The following is a 22,723-nucleotide window of genomic DNA, read 5'->3' as shown; positions in this document are numbered from 1 at the left end:
CCGGCGCCGTCGTGCTTGGGCCGGTCGGGGCTGTGGCCGGCGCCTTCGTCGGCTACACCGCCGGGCCTTCGATCTCGCGCTCCTGGGGACTGGAAGGCTCGCGCTCGTCGCGGCATCGGCGGCAATCGTCACGCGAGAGTGTGCGCGGCGCGAGGGCGGAAGCCGTAGGCCCCGCCGGTCCGGCCGAACGAAGCGGCCGCGCCACCAGCTATCCCGCGCCGAACCCGCCGCGCGCAAAGGCCCCGCCCGTTCAGACCCTCGAGTGAATGCGCGCCGCGATCCGGCGCTACCCATCGCCTTCCGCCACCACCGCCGACCGTGGCGGCCGTACCACCGTCACGCTGCAAGCGGCTTCGGCGGCGACCTTGCCGGCGACGCTGCCGAGTAAGCTGCGCAGCATCGAGTTCTGTCGCGCACCCATCACGATGTGATCGACATGATTGACCCTCGTGAACTCCAGGATCGCGGCGGCGGGATCGATCGCCTCCAGCACGTGCACCGTCAGCCGGCCTTCGTCGAGCTCCAGCGGCTGCGCCCAATGCCGGAGCGCGACCATGCGGTCGATATGCTTGTTGTTGCCCTGCTCGTCGAGCGTCCGGTCGATGGTGATGCGGCCGAGCTTGAGCACGTTGAGGCAGGCGAGCCGCGCCGACGGCAATGTCGAGAGTAGTTGAGCGGCGGTCCGGCGCAGGCAATCGTTGAGCATCGGCGACCCCTCCTCGGTGTCGAGCGCCACGACCACGATCGGCCCCGAAGCGAGTTGCGCCGCGACATCGGATTTCGATTTCGGCACGGCCACGCCCTGGTTGAAGCGGCGGCGCCATACCGTGCTGAGCGGATCCCGCTTCAGTCGCTCGGACCGCGCCGTCAGCTTGACCTGGTCGGGATGGGCCAGATCGAACGCCAGTTGCGAAGCCGTCGGATGACGCCACACCGGCTCGATCTCCAGGCACCGCAGCACGATTTCCTGCAGCCAGGGCGGATAATCGTGGCGCAATCTGCGCGGCGGATAGGGATCGCGCCACAGCCGCCGGCGCATGCCGCGGAGCGTTTCGCTCTCGCCGAACGGCCGCTCACCGGTGGTGAAGAAATACAGCAGCACGCCCAGCGAAAACAGGTCGCTGCGCGGATCGTCGCGCACGCCGAGCAGGCGCTCCGGCGCCATGTAGGGCGCGGTGCCGTAAGGCAGACGAAACTCTTCCTGCAGCAAATCCGGCAACTGGTTGTGATGCGACAGGCCGAAATCGATCAGCACGCATTCGCCGGATGGGCGGAACATGATGCTGCTCGGCTTGATGTCGTGGTGGATGACGTTCTGGCGGTGCAGGTCCGCCAGTGCGGTCGCGATCTGTCCTCCGATCACCCTCGCCTCTTCATAGGGAATCGGGAGCCTGTCGATCCGGCTCAGGAGCGTCTTGCCGGGGATGCGCTCCATGACGACATAGGCCTGACGGGCGAAATCGCCGCTGCCGAAGCAGCCGGGTACGTGCGGCCCGGCCAGCCGCGGCAGGATCATCTGCTCCATTTCAAAGCTGACGATGGCGGCCGGATCCTCGCCTTCGGAAACCCGCGGCACCTTCATCAAGATCGGCACGGTGATGCCGGGATGGGTCACGGTCCACAGCGTCGCCATGCCGCCCTGATGGACGCGCTCGCCGACCGTGAAGCCGTCAAGTTCTGCGCCGGGCGCGATTGCGGGCTTCGCCATCCGTTATTTCCCCATGAGCAAACGGTCGGCCAGCCAATGCGGCAGGCCGTTGGCGCGAATCCGATCCGCTGCCGCCTCCACATCATACGGCACGCGGCAATAGGTGATCTCGCGCGAGGCCGTGTCGAGCATCGCGAACGAGGCCGCCGGATCGCCGTCGCGCGGCTGGCCGACGGAGCCGAGAACGGCGAGCCAGCGCCGGCCGCCGAGCAATTGCACCGGCACGTCCGTGGTCGGGATGAAACTCGTCATCTTCGCCGCCGGCGACATCGAATAGAGCGCGGGACGATGGATATGTCCGCAGAGGGTGACATGGGCGTCGGTGGCCTCGATGCTGCGCGCGGCATCCGGCGTGTCGCGGACGTAGCGCCAGCGCGCCGGGTGCGAGGCTTCGGAGTGCACGTAGAGGCGATCGTCGTCGCGGCGCGTCAGGGGTAATTCTGCGAGAAAGCGCCGCTGCGGCGCACTCAGCCTGCCGCGCGTCCACTCGATCGCAGCCGTGGCTGCGGCATTCATGTTCTCCGACGGGATGCTGACGGCGTGATCGTGATTGCCGATGACCGCAAGCGCACCGTCATCGACGAGGCCCATCACGGTATCGACCGCCCATTCGGGATCGGCGCCATAGCCGACGACATCGCCCAGGCAGACGATCCGCTCCGCGCCGCGGGCGCGCGCGGCATTGAGGCACGCGCTGAACGCCTGCCGGTTGGCATGGATATCGGCAAAGATAGCCAGCCGCACATTTTCCTCCGCATCCATCATCGCGCACGCACCTGCGCCTGTCTTGATGGATATCAAACAACAGCGGCTTGTGACGTGCAATCAGGCCGGGTGCGCCTGCTGACCGTCAGGCTGATCAGATCGAGCGGCCCTGCTCCTGCGGGAGCGAATGCTCGAGGAAAAAACGAAGCATTTCCCTCGTTGCGTCCGGTCCCCGCGGATCAGTGTAGGAGCCCGCAGCGCTGCCTCCGGACCATGCGTGTCCGGCCCCGTGGATATTCCAGTGCTCCAAGATTCCACGTCCGCTCGCATCGCTCAGGATCGTTCTTGTATAGGCATGCCCTCCGGGTACTTGCCCGTGATGCACCTTCTTTTGTGTCCTGATCGTTCTCACAGACTGCTCAAGAATTTGGTCGCCATTGTTTGGATGAACGGTAGTGTCGCGATCGCCGTGAAAAATAATGGTCGGAACGGCGGTTCGGCCACCTGAACTGACCTTGTGATCGGGGCCGCCTTGTCGCATCGCGACAAGCGCAGAGGGAAGATCCGTGGCAACCCCGCACGCGAGGCCGGAATGTATGCCGATTGCCGCGTACAGATCGTCATATGTTGCGCCCATGACAGCCGCGGCGGCCGCTCCAGCCGACAGCCCACCAACGTAGACGCGCTTTCGATCAACTGAATAGTCGCGCATGATCTGGCGGGTGATCCCCGCGATAAGCGAGGGTTCACCTCTGCCTCGCTGCTGGTCGGCTGTGCGAAACCAGTTCCAGCATTTCGCCTGATTGGCCTGGCTGGGCTGAGCAGGATAGACCACGAAGCAATTTTGTTCCTCGGCGATGAAGTTCATCCTCGTACCGGCGGCGAAATCTTCCGGCGACTGGGTACAGCCGTGAAGCATGACGACCAAAGGAAGCGGTCGCCCCTGATAGCGGCTCGGGATGAAAAGCCTGTAGGCACGACTTCCCGCGGGACTGCTGTACATGCCTTCGATGAACCCGGCGCCCTCCGGCACGATGTCCGATGTGGACGGCGGGGGGCGCTTGATTATGCCGCGCAGTCCGATCCCGGAGCGCCTCTCTTTGTGGTCGAGTAACGCGCGGAGCGTGATCGGTTGCGCTGATGTGGCTGGCTCTGATTGCGGATGACGATCCGTCTCCTCAACCGCATTAGCCTTGGCATCAATGATGAGCGGTCCCGCAAGAGCGATGCGATCGCTGCCATGCGATGGCGCGTTAGGCGCATTCTCACCGCGAAGCATGCGCTGAAGGAGCGCGGTGGCCTCAACGAGTTGGCCCGCGCGCGTGAGGCGTGTCGCCTCCCGAATGATGTCCTGGTTCAGCATCGCCTTCACCTTATCCTGTCAGCGAGGGCGGCCTTGACCGCCGGACTGGCGTGCAATGCCCCCAGCACGGAGACCGAGGCAATGGTCGCGCGAGCGAGCTCGGGCGTGACGTCTTGGGAGATGCTGGCAAGGCCCAGAACATTGATGTGCAGCGTCTCGCCGGCTCGCTGCACCGCTTCGAGATCCTCGCGACTGTAGCTTCGCAGTCCGAGGTCCAGACTTTTCCGGGCCGTTGACTGCCTTACGACGTCGGCGTGACGTTCGAGCTGGTTCCTGACCGCCGTCCGGATGAAATCGGTACGGTTGGAGTAGAACCCTTCCTGAACCATGAGATCGACCTGACCGAGGTCGACATAGCCAAGATTGATCGTGATTTTCTCTGTTTCAGGCGGCTTGGGTCGAAGTTCCCGTATGTTACTCATCACGAATCTCTCCATCCACAGACCATCTGATTGGATGGTATATGGATGGCAGCTGGATGCGTACAAGGTCCCCCACTGAGAAAGCAGGTTTTCGGGACATCGACTCCTGTCTCAGCCTCGCCTCCCGAGGATCGACCCACGAGAAAAACGAGGGCCCGCCGAAGCGGGCCCCCAAAATCAGATTTCACGTCTCACTGGAAAAAGAGCTTGTCCTTACGGCCCGGCTTCAGAAGAAACGTCAGCGCTTGCGCGGCCTTCCAGGCCCTTGAGCAGCAGCCCAAGAAGCGCATCGATCCGCGCGGGGGCACCGGGTTCGTTCCATTCCTCGGCATGCGCGGGATGGTGGAAGCGGCTGGTGGCATCGAAAATGGCGCGCGCCGTCGCCTTGACGTCGGCGACCTCGAACGTGCCCTGCTTCACGCCGTCGGACAGGATCAGCGCGATCTGATCGACCAGGCAGTCCTTGTGGCAGGACACGGCCTTGCAGGCTTCGCGTGCCAGCGTCAGGTAGGTCGCAAACATTTCCGGGTCGTCGCCGAGCCGCTCGTGCTTGATCGCGAACATCGTGCGCAGCCACTTGTCCAGCCGCGCCGGCGCCGGGCCGGACGCTTGCGCGACCTTCAAGAGGGGCGCGCTGAGACGGTCGAGCCAGCGCTTGGCCACCGCCTCGCGCAACGAGGCCTTGCTGGGGAAATGGCGGTAGACACTGCCGTGGCTGACATCGAGCGCACGGGCGACGTCCACCACCGTTGCCTTGGCGAGCCCGTAGCGGCGCAAAACGTCCTCGGTAACTTCCAGGATTCGCTCGGGGGTCAGAACCACGACTTCGTTCATGCGCGCACCTGCGAGACGATCGGACGAGTGGTCATTCTAATCCCCCTGTAATGCCCCGGACGAGCTTAATGTTTCGCCGGTTCCAGCCGCTCGGCCTGGGCGGCCAGATGACGGGCGACGCTCTGGTCGAGCCAGCGCTGGATTTGGGTAGCCAGATGAATGATGTGGGCAGTCATAACGGTAGTCCTTTGCAAGTACCCGGGCTCAAAACCAGCGAGCCGGGTGACGCCAAATACCAGCGTCGGCAATGGATATAGCATGTCTCGCTGACAGATTTCAATATCTGTCAGTCAATAATCCGTGATTGACCGACCGGCGCCGGCCCTCCTCGCCCTACTGGCAGCCTACTGCACGTCCTTTGGCGGCATTCGCGGCGGGAGCAGCGGCGTGAACGACACCCCGTCGCCGTCGCGGGGCACTGCGGCCAATCCCTCGCCCGTGGAGGGGTCGCCTCCCGACGTATCAATGATCGCTGTCGGCATGATGTATTCCCGGGCGGCCTGGAGAAGGTTACCCGCGCCATCGCCAAAATCGGCGGCGCGACCGCCCTGCGGTCGCCCGGCGGCGATCTCGCTGGCCGCCTTGTCGGTCCTTTGCGCGAGCCTGTCGCTATAGGGAATGCGAAACGCCCGCGGAACGCCGCTCGGCCGATTGCCATCGTCGAGCGCCTCGACCCAGAGGTAGATCGAGCCCGGATCGCCCTCCAGCGAGTGCGGCTCGACGATCCGGGCCTGCAGCAGCTTGAAGCTTGCGGGCAGCGCGTCGACGCTGGCCCAGCCCAGCAAGCCGCGAACGCCGATGAAGCTCGCAATGTAGAACGCGCTGGTCACGACCACCGCGACCGCCTTGGCCGACCAGGGCAGCCGCGCATAGACGAGAACAATCAGCAGCAGCGCGCCGATCAGCGCGTAGCTGATGGAGAGCGTGAGCACGACCGATTGCAAATTATTCACGGCGCATCCTGACACCGGTTTTCGGATCGAGGTCCGCGCCGTTGGAGCGGACATTGCGGAACGTTTCCATCAGCGACTTGTGCCGCTGCTGAACGTCGACCACCTTGCCCTCGGCATCGAGCCAGAAGCGCAGCGCGGTCTTTTCGTCGCCGGTGTGGTCCACCGTCAGCCGGTCGTCGAAGATCACCTGCGCGGTCGGGTTGAGTTTCTGGACCTTCACCTTCACCGCGACGGGCTCGCCGGTGGTGGCCTGAAAGTGCGAGATGTTGACCGTGTACTCGCCGGGGACGACGCCGCGCACGGTGACGATCTCCTCCCGGATCGGCGAGCGAATCTTCTTGCCGTTGACGACGATGAAGTCGTTGGCGCCGCCGCGATCGTCGCGGTCGAGCGTGAGGAAGCCGGCCTCGCGGCGGCGGTACCAGGCGATGTTGCCGGCGGGGTCCTGCACGAACAGGTCGAGGTCATCAGGATGATTGTCGGGCCAGTCCATGGTGATGATGAACTCGGCCTTGGAATCGATCTTGCCGTCCTTGGCATCCGGCGAGACCGCCAGCAGCGCCAGGAAGAACAGGAATGCGATCACCTGAAGCGCCTTGAACAGCATCACGCCGAGCGGATCGAACGGCTCCTCGCGCGGATAGAGACCGAAATCATCCATCATGGCGGCGTTCCAGCGTGGGCGTGACGTGCGTCTCGGTCAGCATGACGGCGTCGGAAAACACCCGCTGGGTCGCGGCATCCAGCATGTAGTATTGAATCTTGACGAGGATGGAGCCGATCAGGCCGGCCAGCGTCGTGTACATGGCCACTGCCATGCCGTCGCTCATCAGGCCCATGGACGACTTCATCGCGGCCTTGTCGGCCGCGTCCAGCGTTGCGATCGGCGCCAGCATGATGATGAAGCCGATGATGGTGCCGAGCAGCCCGAGCTTCATCAGCGTGTCTGATACGAAGGCGCCAAACCCGTTGGAGCCGCGCAGGCGATCGGCGAGCGAGCGCAGTAAGAGCGTCTGGTCGATCCGCCCGGTGGGCTGTGCCTGCGCCTTCATCACCAGGTTGCGGATGTGATCCGGCACCAGGCCGCCCGGAAGCGCACGCACGTCATCAAGGCTCCTCGCCCCGCCGGGAGCCGACAGGATAGCGCGGCAGCGGCGCGCGATCTCGCCCTCGCGCGCGATCGCGCGGCTGCGCCAGAAGCAATGGAAGCAGGTGACGATGTAGAGGACGGCGATGACGCTCGAAATGTAGGTGCGGTCGGAGACGACCATGAGATGGAGCAAGCCGTAGCGCCAGAGCACGACGACGGCAAAGACCGACAATCCGGTGAAGATCATCCACAACAGCAGGACGCTGCGTTCCGATGTATCTGCGGACGATAAGGTGTCGGCGCTTGCCGTGGCACTCATGCTGCGCAGCTCCCTTGACGGCCGCCGCGCCGCACGGCGCCGGGCAGCGAGCGGACCCTTTGGCCTTGTTAGATCAGCCGTCACGGCGCCGTCCAAAGAGATCTGCCCAAGGTTCGTTGGGAAAATTTCCCAAGCTGGACCTCACGACCCCGCTTGCAATTGGCCCCAATCGGCGGTGCTGTTAGGCTCTCTGACACGCTGCGGAGTGATCGTATGCGCCTCGTGCTTCAACTCGTCGCCCGCCTGTTCATCGTCGTCACCCTGTGCCTTGGAGCGGCCACCATCTGGGCGACCATCGACGCCTATCGCAGCGTCGATCGCGCCACGGCCGCTTCCGCCGAACGCGTCTCGGTCGCGCTGGAAGCGCTGTACTGGCGCGAATTGATGTTGCGCAGCAGCAGAATGCGCGAGCAACTGGTGCCAGTACCGGAATGGCGCACCATTCAAACGATGAGCCTGATTTCGCCGGGCATCTGCGTTCGGATAGAGCCCGCCGGCGCGTTCGAGGGGCCGCTCTGCGGCCAGAGCAAGGGGATCGGCCAAACGCCGCCGCTCTGGTTCGCGGCCGCCGTGCACACCCTGCTCGGCAGTCACGCGCCGGTCGTCCGGCCGATCAGCACGCGCGCCGTCAATGCAGGCAGCGTCTCGGCCGCGCCCGACCCGGATTCGGCCATCGCGCTGGCCTGGCAGCACGTCCTCGACAACATCAACCTCGCCTTGCTGATGGCGGTGGCAATCGCGCTCCTCGCATCGCTGGCGATCGCGCATACGCTGGCGCCCGCACAGCAGATCGTCACCGCCCTGCAGCGCATGGCCCGCGGCCAATACCGGCCGTCATTGCCCCGCTTCCGATCGATGGAACTTGCCATGATCGGACAGGCCGTCGGCGATCTCGGTGACCGCCTTGCGCAGTCCATGGAGGAACGCGCCGCGCTGACCCGGCGTCTATTGGAAATCCGCAGCGACGAGCGGCGCGCGCTTGCCCGCGAATTGCACGACGAGTTCGGGCAGAACCTGACCGCGATCCTGGCCTTTGCCAACACGATCGAGGCTGCCGACGCACAGACACAGCACCAGAACAAGGGCGAGATTGCCGAGGACGCGCGGATGATCTCGCAAGCCACCCATCGCATCATGGCGAGCCTTCGGGATGCACTGAACCGCCTGCGCCATCCGCCGGCCGAGGAACTCGGGCTGGAAGCCTGCCTTGTCGATCTCGTCGATAGCTGGCGGTCGCGCAATGCCACGCAGCCGATGATCCAGCTCGACCTCAAGGGCGACCTCGCCGATGTCCGCGGCACCGTGGCGGCGACCGCCTATCGGGTCGCCCAGGAGTGCCTGACCAACTCCCTGCGGCACAGTTCGGCGCGCGAGATCGTGCTCCGGATCGAGCGGCGCACGGGGACGGAAAACGCGCTGCTGGTCCATGTCGAGGACGATGGCGGCGGCGACGCAGCCAGGGTGGCGGCGTCCTCCGGCTTCGGGCTGACGGGTATTCGCGAACGGATCACCGCGCTGGGCGGCTCGCTGTCGATCGCGGATGCCAATCGCGGCGTGAGCGTGGCCGCCACGATCCCGCTTGCAGCCTGATGACCGCGCCACAGACGCAAGGTATTTCGATCCTGCTCGTCGACGACCATCCCGTGGTCCGCCAAGGCTACCGACGCGTCCTCGAACATCAGGATGATTTCCATGTGGTGGCCGAGGCCGACAACGCGGCCGACGCCTACCGCGCATTCAAGGCGCACGCGCCCGCGGTCGTGGTGATGGACGTCCTGATGCCGGGCGCCAGCGGCCTCGAAGCTGTCAGGAACATCCGCTCGCGCAGTTCCAGCACCCGCATTCTCGTCTTCAGCATGCATAGCGAGGCGACGCAGGTGAAGGCGGCGTTCAATGCCGGGGCGAACGGCTATGTGACCAAAGGCTCCGCCCCTGGCGAGCTGATCCGGGCGATCCGCGCGATACTCCGCGGCGAGCAGGCGATCAGCGACGACATCGCCCGCGTGCTGGCGCTGGAAAGCCTCTCCCCCACGGGATCGGCGCTCGACCAGCTCGGCGAACGGGAAATCGAGATCTTGCGACAACTGGCGGCCGGTGCGACCACGGAGCAGATCGCGGCCAACCTCAACCTCAGCATGAAGACCGTGCAGAACTACCACTACCTGATCAAGACCAAGACCGGCATGCGCACGGATGCCCAGCTTGTCCGGCTTGCCGTCGAGTGCGGGCTGGCGAGCCTTTAGCGGCGGCGCCAGGCTTTTTTTGGTCCGGCCAGACGGATTTCCCCCTCTGGCAGTCCCGTATGGGTGGCCTCCCCCAGCACGATTTGCTAAAGCGCGGCGTAAAAAACATTCGGCCGGAGCCGCCCGTGAGCGCCCCGCCCACCTGCCCGGAGTCGTCGATGATCCCCCGCTATACCCGCCCGGAAATGGCCTCCATCTGGGAGCCCCAGACCCGCTTCAAGATCTGGTTCGAGATCGAGGCGCATGCGGCGGATGCGCAGGCGGAACTTGGCGTCATCCCGAAGGAAGCTGCGAAGACGATCTGGGCCAAGGCCAGGGATGCCACCTTCGACGTCGCCCGCATCGACGAGATCGAGCGCGAGACCAAGCACGACGTCATCGCCTTCCTGACTCACCTCGCCGAAATCGTCGGCCCCGAGGCGCGCTTTGTCCACCAGGGCATGACCTCCTCCGACGTGCTCGACACCTGCCTCAACGTGCAGCTGACCCGCGCCGCTGATATCCTGATATCCGATATCGACAAGGTTCTGGCCGCGCTGAAGAAGCGCGCGTTCGAGCACAAGATGACGCCGACCATCGGCCGCTCCCACGGCATTCACGCCGAGCCGGTGACGTTCGGGCTCAAGCTCGCCTATGCCTATGCGGAATTCTCCCGCGCGCGTGAGCGGCTCGTCGCCGCCCGCAAGGAGGTCGCGACCTGTGCGATTTCGGGCGCGGTCGGCACCTTTGCCCAGATCGACCCGCGGGTCGAAGAGCACGTTGCGAAAGCGATGGGACTGGAGCCGGAGCCGGTCTCCACGCAAGTGATCCCGCGCGACCGCCATGCGATGTATTTTGCAACGCTCGGTGTGATCGCCTCTTCCGTCGAGCGGCTGTCGATCGAAATCCGCCATCTACAGCGCACCGAGGTGCTGGAGGCCGAGGAATTCTTCTCCGAGGGCCAGAAGGGCTCGTCGGCGATGCCGCACAAGCGCAACCCGGTGCTGTCGGAAAATCTCACCGGCCTGTCGCGCATGGTGCGCGCCTATGCGATGCCTGCGATGGAAAACGTAGCCCTCTGGCACGAGCGCGACATCTCGCACTCTTCCGCCGAACGCATGATCGGGCCGGACGCGACCGTGACGCTCGACTTCGCGCTGATGCGCCTTGCCGGGCTGATCGAGAAGCTCCTGATCTACCCCGCCAACATGCAGAAGAACCTCGACCGCCTCGGCGGGCTCGTGCATTCGCAGCGGCTCCTGATCGCGCTGACGCAAAAGGGCGCCAGCCGCGAGGACGCCTACAAATACGTCCAGCGCAACGCCATGCCGGTCTGGCGCGGCGAAGGCGACTTCCAGACGCTGCTGAAGAAAGACCCCGACGTGAAGAAGCATCTGAGCGATGCCGAAATCGAGGAGCAGTTCGACCTCGGCTATCACTTCAAGCACGTCGACACGATCTTCAAGCGTGTGTTCGGCGAGAGCTGATTACGCACCCGTCGGAACGCTTGACGGTCAGCTCTCGGCCTGGCGCAACCCAACCGCGAGATATCGGAAGGCCTCGACAGCCTTCGCAAAGACGGCGTGCGGATCGTCGGCTGCGGCAATCCAGAGCGAAGCGTTGAGCGCCGCTCCATTGATGAGCCGCGCGGCAGCTTCTGCATCCATCGGCCTTACCGTTCCTTCGTCGATAAGCGTCTGGATCGTTTGCGTCGTCGCGCGAAGACACGCAGTCTGATTGGGCCATAGCGATGGATCGCCGAGCACGGCCGGCCCGTCCAGCAGCATGATGCGCTGGATCTCCGGCTCCAGCGCCATTTCGATGTAGGCGACGCCCTCGGCGAGAAAGCCGAGCCACCGGGTCTCCGCCTGGTCTTGTGCAGCGCGCATTCGCGCCACCATTTCCGCGTCGATCTGGCCGATCACGGCCTGCAGCAGACCCTTCTTGTCGCCGAAGTTGTGATAGAGCGCACCGCGCGTCAGGCCGGCCTCGGCGGTTAAATCGTCCATCGACGCCGCCGCATAGCCCTTGGTCGCGAAAGCCTTACGGGCGGCCTGGATGAGCTTTGCCCGGGTTTCCTCCACCATCTGTGCGCGTCGCTTCGCGGCCACCGATATCCCCGCAAATTACATACGCTCCGTATGCTAGTTGACATACGCCGCGTATGTAACCTATAAAAACATACGGAGCGTATGTCAATTTACTGCGCGAGTAGGATGCCAGCAGCCGGGCCCGTAGAGGTCTGGCTAGCCGTTGAACAGGAGTGACGTTATGGCCAAACGCGATGCAATCTTCCCTGCCGGCCGGCAGGCGCTCTATGAGATCAACAGTTATTCGGCGGCGATCCGCTCGGGTGACCTTCTGTTCGTCTCGGGCCAGGTCGGCAGCCGCGATGACGGGTCGCCCGAGCCGGTCTTCGAAAAGCAGGTCCAGCTTGCCTTCGACAATCTCTCGGCCGTGCTGAAGTCTGCCGGTTGCACGTTTGACGACGTCGTTGACGTGACCACGTTCCATACCAATCCGGCCGCACAGTGGGAGGCCTTCAACGCAGTTCGCATGAAGGAGATTGGTGAGCCGCCCTATCCTAACTGGACCGCGGTGGGCGTGAACTGGCTGGCCGGCTTCGATTTTGAAATCAAGGTCATCGCGCGACTTCCTCAGTCCACGTGATCGATTGGCAGCGAGCGTGCAAGGGGCGAGCAGCCATCCGTCGTCTCAGGATACTGCAAGGGCATCCTGGGTGCCGCCCTTGCAGTTTTCCGGCCTTGCCAAGCCGATCCAAATGGCTCCAAATCGTCGTATTCGCCGTCGACAACCTGCACGCCCCTCGCGGGCACCCTCGAAGCAACCTAACGGTAACCGCAAATCGGCTAAGGTCGCAGCGTGTCCTCACCGCCCAAAATTCTCGTCTTCGACTCCGGCCTTGGCGGCCTCTCGGTGCTGCGCGAGATCGTGCGCGTCCGGCCCGAGGCACACTATGTCTATGTCGCTGACGACGCGTTCTTTCCCTATGGCCATCACAGCGAGGAAGAGATCATCGCCCGCGTGGTGCCGCTGGTCGGCGAACTGATCGCGCGCTACGCCCCCGTTCTGGTGGTGATCGCCTGCAACACCGCGTCCACGCTGGTCATGTCGCATCTGCGCAACGCCTATAGCGTGCCGTTCGTTGGCACGGTGCCTGCGATCAAGCCGGCCTGCGCCAGTTCGAAGACCAGGCGCGTGTCGGTGCTCGGCACCAAGGGCACCGTCAAGCGCGAATATACCCGACGACTGATCGATGATTTCGCGCAGGGCTGCGAAGTGACGCTGGTGGGATCGGCAGAACTTGCCTCGCTCGCCGAATCCGCGCTGAGCGGCAAGGACGTGCGCGACGAGGATATCGCCGCCGAACTCGCCCCCTGCTTTGTCGGCGATGGCGCCGATCGCACCGACACCATTGTGCTGGCCTGCACCCACTATCCGCTGCTGCTCGACCGCCTGACAAAGCTCGCGCCATGGCCGGTCGCGTGGATCGATCCGGCGCCGGCGATTGCCCGGCGCGCGTCCGAGCTGCTCGGATCACCGGGCCGGCAAAGCAGCGAGGCCGGGGCCGAGATGATCTTCACCTCCAGCCGCCCGCACGCGCTGAACCGCGCGCTGATGCCGTTTTTCGGCGGGCGCGTGCTGGCGTAAAATCGCCTGTGGGCGTGTATTCAGAAAAGCTGACTGAAAGTAACCGGCGGCCGCGATAAGCAATGTCCGGGTTCAGGAGCATAGCGGGCGTCGGAGGCCAGGATCGGCCATGTCTGTTTATGACCCAAGCAAACATTAACCGTGAACCATAGCGAGCCTCGCGACATGGTCGGCAGGGCATCCCATTGCAATAGACTGCGAGGCCTGAATGGACCCTACTGACAACAGGGAGAAGCGAATGCTTTGCTTCGAGGTTTGGAGAAATGGTGAAAAGCTGACGACCGGGTGGTGTGAGTGAGACAGGCGTCCTGTCTGTCATTTTGAGCTGGGTAGGCAATGAGCCGAATGCTTCATCAATCGCGGCTTCGTCGACGGAAACGATACCAGGAATTCATTGCCAGGTGGGTGGTATTGACGGCGTCAATTCGGTCGACTGGTATGACACGGACCAATTGAAGGTCGGTGATGAATTGCGGGTGCGTCTAATTTCGTCCGATCACTCCGATCCGCCGATCCGCTCCCAATCGCCTCCCCGCGGCAATCCGGATTGGATAAGAAAACACCGTCCGGAATGATTTCCAGTATTGGCCGAAGCGAACACGTTGATGCGGTTGCCCCGCATCCGCTCTTGAAAGGTGAAGAGACTTGTATCCGGGGCCAAGTCGAGTTCTGAACAAGTCGGTTTCTGAAAATGGCCCGAAGCCGCGATCACGCATTTTCAAAAGCGCGACTGTGGCCGCTGCCGATTAGTCAAGGCGGGACACGGCTATAACAGAACCGTGCCGCCGCCTGTACGCTGGGGCGCAGGATTCAATTTGCTATGTAGTCCCGAGGCCGGCCTTGGCGCATTGCTCGTCCTGGTCGCCGGTGACGCCGCTCACGCCCACGCCGCCGGTGACCTTGCCGTCGACCATGATCGGCAATCCGCCGGGCGAGGCGAAGATGCCGGGAAGCGTGGCCGTGGCCGGCCCGCCCTTGTTGATCACCTCCATGAAGACGCGCGTCGGGCGCCGATAGGTGGCCGCAGCCTTCGCCTTACCGACGGCGATGTCCATGCTGGCCGTCTGCGTGTTGTCCATGCGTTCGAAGTACACGAGGAATCCATGATTATCGACCACGGCGACGGCCACGTTCCATCCGTTCTTCTGGCATTCGGCGACGACGCCGGCTGCGATCTTCTTCGCACCCGTGACATTGACCGCCGTGCCATAGTCGGGCCGCTTGTCTTGAGCAGATGCGCCGACGGTAAGGGCCGCAAGTGCGGCAGCGACCAGTATTGTCCTCATCTTTGTCTTCTCCCCTGGGTTTATTGTGCAGGGGACTATACCGGGACGAGACGCCGATGTCCGGGCGATGATGTCGCAAAGCCCCTTGGTTAAGGGCCAGCCAAGCGCTCGGCATGCGTGTATGCTCGGTCCAGTTGCCGGCCAGCCATCCGTCCGATTTCTCAAGACCGCTTCGAACTGCCTGATTTATCCAAGAATGCCGCGCGCCGAATTTTTCAATGAATCATTTGATGAAGGAGTTTCCCTTGACCCCCGCAAAGCCTGCGCCGCTGAACCGCCTCCGCCAATTGTGGCGCGAGGGACGTCCGACCTTCGGCGCCATTGCAACCATCCCCTCGATCCAGACTGTGCAGATCATGGGCCGTTCCGGCCTCGACTGGATCATCATCGATCTCGAACATGGCCCGATCGATCTCGGCTCGGCACATGCGATGATCACGGCCACCTCGGGCACGCCCTGCGTGCCGATGGTGCGGATCGCCGCCAACGAGCCCTTCCTTGCGAAAGCGCCGATGGACCTCGGCGCGCTCGGCATCAACTTTCCGATGATCTGCAGCCGCGCTGACGCCGAAAAGGCCGTGCGCAGCGTGCGCTATCCGCCAAAGGGCGAGCGGCTATGGGGGCCGTTTCACGCGCCGTTTCGCTGGGGCGTATCGATGGCCGATTACATGGCGACCGCCGACGATGACATGATCTGCATGATCACCGTCGAGCATGTGGAGGCGGTCGAGCGCATCGACGAGATCATGGCAACACCGGGCATCGACCTCGCGGTGATCGGCCCCGGCGACCTCGCGACCTCCATCAACAAGCGCGGCCTGCCTGACGATCGCGAGGTGATGGCACTGATGAAGCGGGCCGAGGCAGGCATCCTCAGGAGCGGCGTGCCGATCGGCGGCGTGGCGCGTACCGCCGAGCAGGCCAACCAGATGATCGACCGCGGCTATGTCGCGCTGGCGCTCGGCTTTGACTGGTCGCTATTCCAGCGCGGCATCGCCGCGAGCCTTGACGGGATCAAGCGATAGGTGCCGAAACGGCGGCAAGTCCTTCAATGTCCTTGCGGTTTACGTCGCCTCGGGGGCGCGCTGCCGGGCTGACCGTGCGATCCCGGATACCCGAACCTTCTGGCGTCAAAACGCCTTGTTCGTGCTAGATGAGGGCCGGCAGGCTATAAGAGGCCCTTCTGCCATTTAATTTGTCTATGCGGAAACCCCGGGCGGAGCGATGCGCGGAACGGTTCGAAAAATCACACTGCCGCGCCGCCTGGTGGCCGACCTCATGCACGCCTCGATCCGCGTGCCCTTTGTTTCGCTGACGCGCCCGCTTCATATCCGCACCCTGCACGAAGCCCGCGCCCAGGCCGCCGAGCGGGTGGGCTGGGCCGCGATCTTCGTCAAGGCGTTCGCGCTGGTGGCAAGGGAACACCCGATCCTGCGCACCCTCTACGTCAAATGGCCGATACCTGCCTTCTACGAATTGCCACGCAGCATCGCGATGGTGGCGATCGCCCGGGTCGAGGACGGCCAGGATTGCGTGTTGCCGCAGAAGGTCGCTGCGCCCGACGAAATGCAGCTTTTCGAGGTCGAGGCCCTGATCCGGCACGCCAAGAAGGCCCCGATCGACAAGGTGCCGGCGTTCCGGAAGATCCTGCGCACCACCCGACTGCCCCTGCCCCTGCGCCGCCTGTTCTGGGCGATCGGGCTCAATTTCGGCCGCCAGCGGGCCAATTATTTCGGCAGTTTTGGCGTCACCTCGGTGGCCGCCTATGGGGCGGGCCAACTCCACGCCATCAGCCCCGGGCCCTTCGTCCTGAGCTATGGGATAGAAAAGCCCGACCAGACCATCGATGTCGTCCTGCGCTGGGATCACCGGGTTACCGACGCCGCCCCCATGGCGAAGGCCCTGAATCGGCTGGAACAGGTGCTGAACGGCGAAATAGCTGCCGAATTGCGGGCCAGCCGGCAGCAAGCCGAGCCCAAACCGGTCCGGGCGGTCGCAACCTGACGGCCCCTGGGCGCGGTCATTCCGGGATGGTCCGCAGGACCAGACCTGGAATGACATCCATTTCGTTGACAGGACGGCGGTTTCTCCCTAATACCCCGCTTGCTCGCGGGCCGGTTTCGGCCCGCGATGCGTTTCGCGACCCGTGGTCTTCCCCGAGCTTTCGAGGCGGATCTGTCGGCCCCGGTTAATTCCGGTGCACAGGAGGGCGCGTTTCCTCAACACTCAAACTCTTAAACCAGAGGACGCGATGACAAAGCGCAGTGAGGCGAAATACAAGATCGATCGCCGTATGGGCCAGAACATCTGGGGCCGCCCGAAGAGCCCCGTGAACCGTCGTGAGTACGGCCCCGGCCAGCACGGCCAGCGCCGCAAGGGCAAGCTTTCCGACTTCGGCGTGCAGCTCCGCGCCAAGCAGAAGCTCAAGGGCTACTACGCCAACATCAGCGAGCGCCAATTCCACGGCATCTATGTCGAGGCCGGCCGGATGAAGGGCGACACCGGTGAAAACCTGATCGGCCTCCTGGAGCGCCGTCTCGACACCGTGGTCTATCGCGCCAAGTTCGTCGCCACGATGTTCGCCGCGCGCCAGTTCATCAACCACGGCCACATCAAGGTGAACGGCCGCCGCGTCAACATTTCGAGCTACAAGCTCAAGCCCGGCGACCTCGTCGAGATCAAGGAATCCTCCAAGCAGCTCACCCCGGTTCTGGAAGCCAGCCAGCTCGGCGAGCGCGACGTGCCCGACTTCATTGAAGCCGATCACTCCAAGATGATCGCGAAGTTCACCCGCATCCCGGCGCTGTCGGACGTGCCGTTCGCGGTGCAGATGGAGCCGCACCTGATCGTCGAATTCTATTCGCGCTGATCGGTTCTGAGTTCAGAGATATCGAAGGCCCCGGTTTTGCCGGGGCCTTTTGTTTGAGCGCGAATGGCTGTTCCGTCATGCCCGGGCTTGTCCCGGGCATCCACGCCTTTATTGTCGCCTCTGCAAAAGAAGACGTGGATGGCCGGACAAGCCCGGCCATGACGAAAAAGCTGTGAGACTCCCCCATGCACTACACCCCTGCCCCGCGCGACCCCAAGGCCGATCCCATCCGCATCAACCTGCTCTCAGACACGCAGACGCGGCCGACGCCTGCGATGCGCGAGGCGATGGCGCGGGCGGAGGTTGGCGACGAGCAGATCGGCGATGATCCGACCGTGAACCTGCTGTGCGAGCGCGTGGCGGACCTGCTCGGCAAGGAAGCCGCCGTGTTCATGCCGTCGGGCACGATGTGCAACGTTGCGGCGACGCTGGCGCATTGCCGGCCGGGCGACGAAATTCTCGCTCAGGCCACCGCGCATATCATCGCGCGCGAAGGCGGCGCGCATGCGGCGCTCGGCGGTTTCCAGATCACGCAGTTGCCGGGCGAGGATGGGCAGTTCACGCCGGCAACATTCCGCGCCGCCCTGCACCCGCGCTCGCGCTATCAACCGCCGCAGACCCTCGTCAGCGTCGAGCAGACCGCCAATATCGGCGGCGGCACGATCTGGAAGAAGGCGGCGCTCGACGAAGTCGTGGAGATCGCCAGGGCGAACGGGCTGATCACCCATATGGACGGTGCGCGGCTTTTGAACGCCTGCGTTGCCACCAAAATATCGGCACGCGACATGGCCGCGGGCTGGGATTCGGCGTGGATCGATTTCTCAAAAGGCCTCGGTGCGCCGATCGGCGGCGTGATCGCTGGTACCCGTGCCTTCATCGACGATGTCTGGCGCTGGAAGCAGCGCCTCGGCGGCTCGATGCGGCAGGCCGGCGTTTGCGCGGCTGCCTGCGTCTACGCGCTCGACCATCACGTCGACCGCCTCGCCGACGATCATGCCAATGCGCGGGCGCTGGCGCGGGGCCTGTCGCAGATCAACGGCATCGAGGTGCAGGAGCCCGAGACCAATCTGGTGTTCTTCAAGCCTGACGGCGCCGGAATCGCCGGCGACAAGATGGTCGAGGCCTTACGCAAGCGCGGCGTGCTGCTCGCGATGATGGATGGCCGCATCCGCGCCTGCACGCATCTCGACGTCAGCGCCGCGATGATCGAGGAGACGGTTGCAATCGTGCGCGAGATCGTGCGCGGGGCGTGAGCCGCGCGAGCCGTGAACCGATCCGAGCTCAGGCTGTGGCAGGCGTGCGCGCCCGCCACAGCGCGCTGGCGAGCAGCAGATACACCGCGCCGGTCCACATTGCCTGCCAGTTCTCGAAACCTTCGTTGAAGACGACATAGACCGCTGCCAGCGCAAACAGTCCGGCGAACACGGCTTCCGAGAGCGGCCGCTCGCCGGATTTCGGCCCATTGAGAAACGCCAATGTCCAGAACGGCACCACAGCCATGGTCAGGGCGGCGAACGGGAAATCGCGCCAGCGCGCATCGAAGATCAGGCTGAGCGCTGTCTGCGCAGCCAACAGCGTCGTCACGATCAGCGTGACGCCCAGCATGTTGCTCATGAAGAACGGAGTGAGGCCCTTCGGCGGCCCCAGCACTTCAAGAAACGCCGGAAGCGCCCGCCCCGACATCAGCGCGTAGGTGGACAACAGCGGCGCGGCCACGGCCGCCATCAGCATGAAGCCCTGGAGCAGCCAGCCGCCGATGCCGTAGCTCTCGTGCAGCATCTTGTCGACGCTGATGCCGAGCAATATCCCGCTGGCGCTCGCGGATATGGCGACCGCGGCCCACGAGGACAATGGCGCCGCCGACGGCCGGCGCTTCGGCATGAGTAGGCCTACCGCGAACACGCCCACGCAGAGCAGCAGCCCGCCTGCCATCTGCAGCTTCCAGAACGGATAGTTGCTGATGGCGACCCCCGCCGGGTATTTCAGCTTGCGCTCGGTCCCGTCGAATAGCCCCCAATAGCCGCCTACCGTTCCTTCCCAGCGCCGCTTCCACGGCTCGTCATAGGCCTCGAAAAAATTGACACGAAAATTGTCCTGTCGCGCCCGCTCGAGAATCTGGGAAACGAAACGCGCCTGATTGACGCGGGAAGCCAGCGCGCCGTCGCGCATCCGCCCATAGCTGGGCCAGCCGGTTTCACCGATCAAAATTTCCTTGCCGGGAAAGGCCGCGACGACCTGCTTGCGGATATCGTCGACATGGGCTGCGGCATCCTCGGCACGCGGCGGAACGTCCTCCCAATAGGGCAGGAAATGCGCGGTGACGAAGTCGACGTCAGCACCGACTTCGCGGTAACGCAGCCAGAATTCCCAGACATCGGCGTACGTCACCGGCACATTCACGCGCGGCTTGACCGATTGGATGGTCTGGCGAAGGTCGCCGACCGTCATATCGCCGCGCAGCAGCACTTCGCTGCCGACGATGAGCGCCGCAACGGTGCCGGGATGATCCTTCGCCAGCGAGATCGCAATGTCGCAGAGTTGAGCGTTCTTGGCGCGATCGCGCCCGAGCCAGACGCCGAGCAGAACCTTCAGTCCGACCCTGGATGCAAGCTCTGGCACCTTGTCGAGCCCGTTGTCGATCGAATAGGTGCGGATGCATTTGGACACCTTGGCGAGTTCGACCAGGTCCTCCGCGATCTGCTCCGGCTTGACGATGAGTGTCGGATCATGCGGCGTCTGTTCGTTGCGGAACGGCGCGTAGGAAACGCACTCCAGCTTCGCCGCGTCATCGATCGGTGCGCGCGTCAGCGCCACCGGCGTGGCCAGCCACCACCACACCGCGGCAACGATACCCAGCGATAGAAATAAAAGCGCCAGCGGCGTGCGAATGCCGATTGGTCCTGCTCCCTGACAGACGAATAGATGGGACTGTTTAACCGCGCGCGGCAGGCCTGTCGACCCGCTGATCCCCGCGGGTGTACAATTGCGCGCGAGTACGGAAACGGTGATATTCGGCTCCTTCAAAAATGAGCCTTGTTTGCTCAAAATTGATCCCGCTTTGATGAGTGAAATGATGCCGTTCTTCCGATTTTCCCGACGCCGGTTTGGCCAAATTGCAGCCTGGTCGGCCCTCGGAATACCGATGCTGTCGGCCGGGTCCGGCCTCGCGCAATCGGGTCAAGCGGCCGGGACGCAGAATCAAAGGCCCTCTTCCGGCTTTCCGAGCGGATTTCTCTGGGGTACGGCGACCTCGTCCTATCAGGTCGAGGGCGCCGTGAACGCGGACGGCCGCGGCCCGTCGATCTGGGACCGTTTTTCCCACACGCCCGGCACCATCTCCGATCGCAGCAATGGCGACACCGCGACCGATCACTATCGTCTCTACAAGGAAGACATCCAGCTGATGAAGGCGCTGGGCACCAAGGCCTACCGCTTCTCGATCGCATGGCCGCGCGTCTTCCCGGAAGGAACCGGCACGCCGAACCCAAAGGGCCTCGATTTCTACAACCGCCTTGTCGACGAGTTGTTGGCGAACGGCATCCAGCCGTTCGCGACGCTGTATCACTGGGACCTGCCGCAGGCGCTGCAGGACCGCTTCGGCGGCTGGACCTCGCGCGATACGTCAAAGGCATTTGCGGATTACGCAGCCCATGTCACGGGACGCCTAAGCGACCGGGTGAAGCACTTCTTCACCATCAACGAATGCTCCAGGCTCGTCCATCACGGCCATGAGTGGGGTTCAGATGCGCCGGGGCTCAAACTATCCCCATCTGACGTGAAGCAGGTCCGGCACCATGTCGCGCTGGGGCACGGTCTCGCGGTTCAGGCGATCCGGGCCAATGGACCAGCCGGAATCAGGGTCGGTCCGGCGGAGAATGCCGTGAGCTGCATCCCGGCCATCGAAACGCCTGCGAACATCCGCGCCGCCGAAATGGCGACGCGCGAGCTCAATGCCGGCTATCTGACCGCGATACTCGAGGGAAAATACACCGATGCCTATCTCGCCCAGGCCGGCAAAGATGCGCCGAAACACACCGCCGAAGATCTGCGCATCATCGCCTCCCCGATCGATTTTATCGGGCTCAATGTCTACATGCCCGATCATTACGTCATTGCCGCCGACAACGAACGCGGCTTCACCCTGGCGCCATTTCCCAAATCGTTCCCGCACATGAAGGCGACATGGCTGAGGCCCGGCCCCGAGACGATGTACTGGGTGCCGCGTCATGTGGCCAAGCTGTGGAACGTGAAGTCGATCTATATCACCGAGAACGGAACGTCGGGGAGCGACGAGCCTGCTGCGGACGGAACCATCTATGACGTCGATCGCATCATGTACCTGCGCAACTATCTGACGCAGTTGCAGCGCGCGACATCAGAAGGCGTGCCCGTGCACGGATATTTCCTGTGGAGCCTGATGGACAATTTCGAATGGTCGGATGGATATGAGCAGCGCTTCGGCCTCTACCACGTCGACTTCGCTACACAGCGCCGCACACCCAAGCTCAGTGCGTCGTTCTATCGCGAGACGATCGCGCGCAACGCGGTGGTCTAGAGCATGATCCGGACCCGCAGGGCCGCGTTAGCGCAAAGTGTATAGCGGCTTTCCCTGGCGACAACCGCGAACGCGTCTGCGCGGAGACATGCCCCAACAAAAAATAAGCGTGATGACGTTTCAAAGAAACGTCATCACGCTTGGGCCAACTGCGGACGAATTATTCAGCTCCGGCGCGGAGACGGGTTGGCCACCCGACACGGACCAACGTTTCATCTGGATCAGACATGGCAAATTCGTACATCCCCCACGGCTTGTCTTCGGGTGATTGCTGAAATTCGCGCGCCGCAGCGTCAACACTCTCAAGGTAAAGATAAAGCCCGAAAGGGTTTCTGCCCGGTGTTAGCCATCCCTCGACCGCGTCCGTCAAATGCAGATATCCGCCTTTCGAGTTCGACAGCATGCGATAGGTGTCAGGTTCTCCCGGAGCAGGCCTTTGGCTGTCCGGGCGCGCGAAGCCTAATCGATTGTAGAACCGCTCCGACGCATCAAGGTCATTACACGGCAGGATCGCGATCAAAGATCCGGAAGGGCTCATTCATGCACTCCCACTTATGCAGCAATTCTCGTCCACTCTTCTCAAGGTCCGAAATTTTGTCACCTTTAAGGTTGGAGTTCGAATTGGGACAGCCAGATGACCGCTCCGGGTCATTTTCGACGGATTCATCAGGTTGATGTCTACTTCGCCGCCAACTACCTCGACTCGCATCTATCCGGCTCTGGCT

Annotated in this window: 22 protein-coding genes and 1 pseudogene; 11 read left to right on the top strand and 12 right to left on the bottom strand. The window is 63.6% G+C overall.

What is annotated here, in order from left to right:
* Nucleotides 1-266: pseudogene (locus CQ12_RS45295) on the top strand (hypothetical protein); the annotation flags it as partial.
* A gap of 20 nt (nt 267-286) precedes the next feature.
* Here the strand turns inward: CQ12_RS45295 and CQ12_RS30045 are convergent.
* The 8 genes from CQ12_RS30045 to CQ12_RS30005 all read right to left on the bottom strand — a co-directional run bounded on the left by CQ12_RS30045 (nt 287) and on the right by CQ12_RS30005 (nt 7,394).
* Nucleotides 287-1,708: a bifunctional serine/threonine-protein kinase/universal stress protein gene (locus CQ12_RS30045; protein WP_057838894.1), complete on the bottom strand. Its 1,422-nt coding sequence runs from the start codon at nt 1,706-1,708 to the stop codon at nt 287-289.
* 3 nt (nt 1,709-1,711) lie between these two features.
* Nucleotides 1,712-2,452, bottom strand: a complete 741-nt coding sequence (locus CQ12_RS30040; RefSeq protein WP_057838909.1) for a metallophosphoesterase family protein — start codon at nt 2,450-2,452, stop codon at nt 1,712-1,714.
* A gap of 115 nt (nt 2,453-2,567) precedes the next feature.
* The gene (locus tag CQ12_RS30035) at nt 2,568-3,776 is read right to left on the bottom strand and encodes an extracellular catalytic domain type 1 short-chain-length polyhydroxyalkanoate depolymerase (RefSeq protein ID WP_057838908.1); all 1,209 of its coding nucleotides are present in this window, start codon (nt 3,774-3,776) and stop codon (nt 2,568-2,570) included.
* 5 nt (nt 3,777-3,781) lie between these two features.
* Nucleotides 3,782-4,198, bottom strand: coding sequence for a CopG family transcriptional regulator (locus CQ12_RS30030; RefSeq protein WP_245310233.1), 417 nt, complete (start codon nt 4,196-4,198; stop codon nt 3,782-3,784).
* Nucleotides 4,199-4,411: 213 nt separating this feature from the next.
* Nucleotides 4,412-5,032 (bottom strand): TetR/AcrR family transcriptional regulator, encoded by a 621-nt coding sequence (locus CQ12_RS30025; protein WP_057838892.1) that lies wholly within the window; start codon nt 5,030-5,032, stop codon nt 4,412-4,414.
* A 344-nt stretch (nt 5,033-5,376) separates the two neighbouring features.
* The gene (locus CQ12_RS30015) at nt 5,377-5,985 is read right to left on the bottom strand and encodes a hypothetical protein (RefSeq protein WP_057838890.1); all 609 of its coding nucleotides are present in this window, start codon (nt 5,983-5,985) and stop codon (nt 5,377-5,379) included.
* Nucleotides 5,978-6,649 (bottom strand): hypothetical protein, encoded by a 672-nt coding sequence (locus tag CQ12_RS30010; RefSeq protein ID WP_057838889.1) that lies wholly within the window; start codon nt 6,647-6,649, stop codon nt 5,978-5,980. The genes CQ12_RS30015 and CQ12_RS30010 overlap by 8 nt, the downstream gene beginning before the upstream one ends.
* On the bottom strand, nt 6,639-7,394 hold the full coding sequence (locus CQ12_RS30005) for a MotA/TolQ/ExbB proton channel family protein (protein ID WP_057838907.1): 756 nt from the start codon (nt 7,392-7,394) through the stop codon (nt 6,639-6,641). Before CQ12_RS30005 ends, CQ12_RS30010 begins: the two co-directional genes overlap by 11 nt.
* A gap of 213 nt (nt 7,395-7,607) precedes the next feature.
* Between CQ12_RS30005 and CQ12_RS30000 the strand changes: the two genes are divergently transcribed.
* The 3 genes from CQ12_RS30000 (at nt 7,608) to purB (ending at nt 11,103) form a co-directional block, all read left to right on the top strand.
* The gene (locus CQ12_RS30000) at nt 7,608-8,984 is read left to right on the top strand and encodes a sensor histidine kinase (protein WP_057838888.1); all 1,377 of its coding nucleotides are present in this window, start codon (nt 7,608-7,610) and stop codon (nt 8,982-8,984) included.
* Complete coding sequence (locus tag CQ12_RS29995) at nt 8,984-9,637, top strand: response regulator (RefSeq protein WP_057838887.1); 654 nt, start codon at nt 8,984-8,986, stop codon at nt 9,635-9,637. Before CQ12_RS30000 ends, CQ12_RS29995 begins: the two co-directional genes overlap by 1 nt.
* Before the next feature lie 158 nt (nt 9,638-9,795).
* A complete protein-coding gene (purB, locus tag CQ12_RS29990; RefSeq protein ID WP_057838906.1) occupies nt 9,796-11,103 on the top strand; it encodes an adenylosuccinate lyase in 1,308 nt (435 codons plus the stop codon).
* 27 nt (nt 11,104-11,130) lie between these two features.
* On the opposite strand, the gene CQ12_RS29985 is transcribed toward purB, so the two are convergent.
* Nucleotides 11,131-11,727, bottom strand: a complete 597-nt coding sequence (locus tag CQ12_RS29985; RefSeq protein ID WP_057838886.1) for a TetR/AcrR family transcriptional regulator — start codon at nt 11,725-11,727, stop codon at nt 11,131-11,133.
* 160 nt (nt 11,728-11,887) lie between these two features.
* Between CQ12_RS29985 and CQ12_RS29980 the strand changes: the two genes are divergently transcribed.
* Together CQ12_RS29980 and murI are read left to right on the top strand one after the other, a co-directional pair.
* A complete protein-coding gene (locus CQ12_RS29980) occupies nt 11,888-12,286 on the top strand; it encodes a RidA family protein (RefSeq protein ID WP_057838885.1) in 399 nt (132 codons plus the stop codon).
* A 213-nt stretch (nt 12,287-12,499) separates the two neighbouring features.
* Nucleotides 12,500-13,288, top strand: a complete 789-nt coding sequence (gene murI, locus CQ12_RS29975) for a glutamate racemase (RefSeq protein WP_057838884.1) — start codon at nt 12,500-12,502, stop codon at nt 13,286-13,288.
* 818 nt (nt 13,289-14,106) lie between these two features.
* On the opposite strand, the gene CQ12_RS29970 is transcribed toward murI, so the two are convergent.
* Nucleotides 14,107-14,574: a GlcG/HbpS family heme-binding protein gene (locus CQ12_RS29970; protein WP_057838883.1), complete on the bottom strand. Its 468-nt coding sequence runs from the start codon at nt 14,572-14,574 to the stop codon at nt 14,107-14,109.
* A gap of 245 nt (nt 14,575-14,819) precedes the next feature.
* On the opposite strand from CQ12_RS29970, the gene CQ12_RS29965 reads away from it, so the two are divergent.
* The 4 genes from CQ12_RS29965 to CQ12_RS29950 all read left to right on the top strand — a co-directional run bounded on the left by CQ12_RS29965 (nt 14,820) and on the right by CQ12_RS29950 (nt 18,696).
* Nucleotides 14,820-15,599 (top strand): HpcH/HpaI aldolase family protein, encoded by a 780-nt coding sequence (locus tag CQ12_RS29965; RefSeq protein WP_245310232.1) that lies wholly within the window; start codon nt 14,820-14,822, stop codon nt 15,597-15,599.
* Between the two features lie 199 nt (nt 15,600-15,798).
* Nucleotides 15,799-16,578: a hypothetical protein gene (locus CQ12_RS29960; RefSeq protein ID WP_057838882.1), complete on the top strand. Its 780-nt coding sequence runs from the start codon at nt 15,799-15,801 to the stop codon at nt 16,576-16,578.
* A 247-nt stretch (nt 16,579-16,825) separates the two neighbouring features.
* Complete coding sequence (gene rpsD / locus CQ12_RS29955) at nt 16,826-17,443, top strand: 30S ribosomal protein S4 (RefSeq protein WP_057838881.1); 618 nt, start codon at nt 16,826-16,828, stop codon at nt 17,441-17,443.
* A gap of 185 nt (nt 17,444-17,628) precedes the next feature.
* Nucleotides 17,629-18,696, top strand: a complete 1,068-nt coding sequence (locus tag CQ12_RS29950; protein WP_057838880.1) for a threonine aldolase family protein — start codon at nt 17,629-17,631, stop codon at nt 18,694-18,696.
* Between the two features lie 28 nt (nt 18,697-18,724).
* Here the strand turns inward: CQ12_RS29950 and CQ12_RS29945 are convergent, their stop codons facing one another.
* Nucleotides 18,725-20,281 (bottom strand): glycoside hydrolase family 17 protein, encoded by a 1,557-nt coding sequence (locus tag CQ12_RS29945; protein WP_057838879.1) that lies wholly within the window; start codon nt 20,279-20,281, stop codon nt 18,725-18,727.
* 235 nt (nt 20,282-20,516) lie between these two features.
* Between CQ12_RS29945 and CQ12_RS29940 the strand changes: the two genes are divergently transcribed.
* The gene (locus CQ12_RS29940) at nt 20,517-21,998 is read left to right on the top strand and encodes a GH1 family beta-glucosidase (RefSeq protein ID WP_057838904.1); all 1,482 of its coding nucleotides are present in this window, start codon (nt 20,517-20,519) and stop codon (nt 21,996-21,998) included.
* Nucleotides 21,999-22,158: 160 nt separating this feature from the next.
* On the opposite strand, the gene CQ12_RS29935 is transcribed toward CQ12_RS29940, so the two are convergent.
* A complete protein-coding gene (locus CQ12_RS29935) occupies nt 22,159-22,536 on the bottom strand; it encodes a VOC family protein (protein ID WP_057838878.1) in 378 nt (125 codons plus the stop codon).
* Nucleotides 22,537-22,723: the final 187 nt, after the last annotated feature.

Origin of the sequence: Bradyrhizobium jicamae (genome assembly GCF_001440395.1) — a bacterium.
Classification (GTDB): Bacteria; Pseudomonadota; Alphaproteobacteria; order Rhizobiales; family Xanthobacteraceae; genus Bradyrhizobium; species Bradyrhizobium jicamae.
The sequence above is the reverse complement of the archived record's forward strand: the minus strand, read 5'-3'. Positions and strand labels throughout refer to the sequence as shown.